This window comes from Kocuria sp. NPDC057446, from assembly GCF_042802875.1.
Classification (GTDB): Bacteria; Actinomycetota; Actinomycetes; order Actinomycetales; family Micrococcaceae; genus Kocuria.
This window is the reverse complement of the sequence record NZ_JBHVDI010000279.1, coordinates 1-1,865: the sequence shown is the minus strand read 5'-3', so window position 1 is coordinate 1,865 and position 1,865 is coordinate 1. Positions and strand designations below refer to the sequence as shown.

Annotated in this window: 2 protein-coding genes; both read right to left on the bottom strand. The window is 73.5% G+C overall.

Annotated features, from left to right (window positions below; all coding sequences use genetic code 11):
• Positions 1–30 precede the first annotated feature (30 nt).
• Positions 31–1,218: a globin domain-containing protein gene (locus tag ACFU0Y_RS18070; RefSeq protein ID WP_380216339.1), complete on the bottom strand. Its 1,188-nt coding sequence runs from the start codon at positions 1,216–1,218 to the stop codon at positions 31–33.
• A 58-nt stretch (positions 1,219–1,276) separates the two neighbouring features.
• Positions 1,277–1,768 carry an RrF2 family transcriptional regulator gene (locus tag ACFU0Y_RS18065; protein WP_380216337.1) on the bottom strand — a complete coding sequence of 164 codons (492 nt, stop codon included), beginning with the start codon at positions 1,766–1,768 and terminating at the stop codon, positions 1,277–1,279.
• Positions 1,769–1,865 lie beyond the last annotated feature (97 nt).

Sequence of the window (1,865 nt, the reverse complement as noted above, 5' to 3'; positions counted from 1 at the left end):
GTCCGGCGGGGCCCCTCTGCGCGGGTGCGCTCAGACCGCGGCGGTCTCGCGCGCCTCGTCGTGGAGCATCCACTGGTCCGGGCCCAGGATCTCGTAGGCCACGTGGCGGCCCGGGACGCCCTGGGCGATCACGGCGGAGCGGACGGCCCGCATGAACGGCAGCGGCCCGCACAGCACCACCTGTGCGTCGGCCGGGACCGCCACCCCGGAGAGGTCCATGAACCCGTCGTGGTCGCCCTCGCCCGGGGTCTCCATCCAGGTCTCCAGCGTGGCGTTCGGCAGCTCCGCCACGAGCATCTCGTGCAGCTCGCGCAGCGCCCACTCCTGCGCGGAGCGGTCGGCGTGCAGCACGATCACCCGGCGCACGGACTCCTGACGCACCAGCCGGTCCAGGAACGCGACCATGGGCGTGACGCCGATGCCGGCGGAGGCCAGCACGAGCGGCCCGTCCCCCTCCGGCAGGACCACGTCGCCGTAGGGGTTGGAGACCCGCAGCACGTCCCCCACCTGCACGTCGTGGTGGAGCACCGGGGTGACCTCGCCCCGGCCGTCGAGGCGGACGGCGATCCGCCGGGTCCCCTCGGGCCCCGGGACCAGGGTGAACTGCCGCGGCTGCTCCACGCCGTCGGGCATCCGCACCTCGACGGTCACGTACTGGCCGGCCACGGCGGGGGTCATCGGGGTGCCGTCGGCGGGCTCGAGGGTGATCGCCGTGGTGGTGGTCCCGGTCTGCTCCTTGGCCGCGACGCGGAACGGGGCGAACACCGCGGTGTTCGCCTGCCCCGCGTAGAGGCCCTCCTCGATCTTGATCAGGGCGTCGGCCATCAGCCAGTACACCTCGTCCCAGGCCGCCACGACCTCGGGCGTCACGGCGTCGCCGAGGTCCCGGGCGATCGCGCCGAAGAGGTGCTCGTGGACGATCGGGTAGTGCTCGGGCAGCACGCCCAGGGACGCGTGCTTGTGCGCCACGCGGGAGAGCAGCTCGTCCGGGTAGCCCTCCGGGTGGGAGAGCAGCCAGGAGGCGAACATCGCGATGGAGCCTGCGAGGGCCTGCGCCTGCGTCCCGTTCCTCTGGTTGGAGCGGCTGAACATGCCGTCCAGCAGATCGGGGCGCGCCTCGAACATGGACCGGTAGAACTCGGGGGTGATGAACGGGATGCGCTCGGCGACGATGCCGATGGTCTGCTCGACGACGGGACGGGACTGCTCGGACAGCACGGTTGCCTCCTGGGGAGCCGGTGGATGACGTCCCCAAACTAGCATCTCGAATGCTTTATTAACTCATCGACGGTGGCGCCGCCACCGCACCGCCCTCCTCGGGCTCGGGCGGGCGCAGCCCGATGGACACCAGCACCGGCCCGAGCTGCCGCTCGCTCACGAGGTCGCGCACCCGCACGTCGTCGAGCGCGGCGTAGAAGGCCTCCCGCGCGTCCGCGAGGGCGCGGCGCAGCCGGCACCCGTGGTCCAGGGGGCAGCTCCCGCCGGCCGACTCGCACTCGACCATCGCGGAGCCGGCCTCGAGCTCGCGCAGGAGCGCGCCCACGGTGGCGTCCAGCCCGGCGGGGGTGATCGACACGCCCCCGGTGCGGCCGCGGCTCGAGGCCAGCAGGCCGAGTCCGCTCAGCCGGCCCACGGTCTTGGTCACGTGGTGGTAGGGGGCACCCACGCCCTCGGCGATGGCGCGGGTGGTGAGCCTCTCCCCCTCGGGGACGGCACCCGTCAGCAGCAGCACGCGCAGGGCGATGTCCGAGAAGGCGGTCAGCCGCACGGCGCGGCCCTCCACTCGCTCATGGCGGCTCCTTCCGAGACCTCGTGCGTCCCGGCCGTCCGCGGGAGCACCCCCATTGTCCCACGCGCTCCCGGAG